Origin of the sequence: Micromonospora sp. NRRL B-16802, from assembly GCF_001279555.1 — a bacterium.
GTDB lineage: Bacteria > Actinomycetota > Actinomycetes > Mycobacteriales > Micromonosporaceae > Micromonospora > Micromonospora profundi.
Window position 1 is genome coordinate 1 of record NZ_LGEB01000027.1, and the last position, 304, is coordinate 304.

1 pseudogene is annotated in these 304 nt (G+C 68.1%); it reads left to right on the top strand.

Annotation, left to right across the window (positions count from 1 at the left end):
• Positions 1-136: 136 nt before the first annotated feature.
• A pseudogene (locus ADK66_RS05615) lies at positions 137-304 on the top strand (sulfurtransferase); the annotation flags it as partial.

The window sequence follows — 304 nt, forward strand, 5'->3', positions numbered from 1 at the left end:
TTCTGTGTTCGGAACCGCCGCCGGGCGGCCTGGATCCCATACCGTTGGTCGCGATCCTGTTGCCCGTTCGGGCCTTGTCCCGGTCAACTAGCGTAGAGTCCGCGTGTCCTGCCAGGGATGGTGTTTGATGGTCGCCATGTCCGAAATTGAGGACCCGCTGATCGACGTAGGTCCGCTCGCCCCCGAGCTCGACGCCACCGACCCGCCCACCCTGCTCGACGTCCGCTGGCGGCTCACCGGCCCGCCCGGCCACGACGACTACCTGGCCGGCCATCTGCCCGGAGCGGTCTTCGTCGACCTGGAC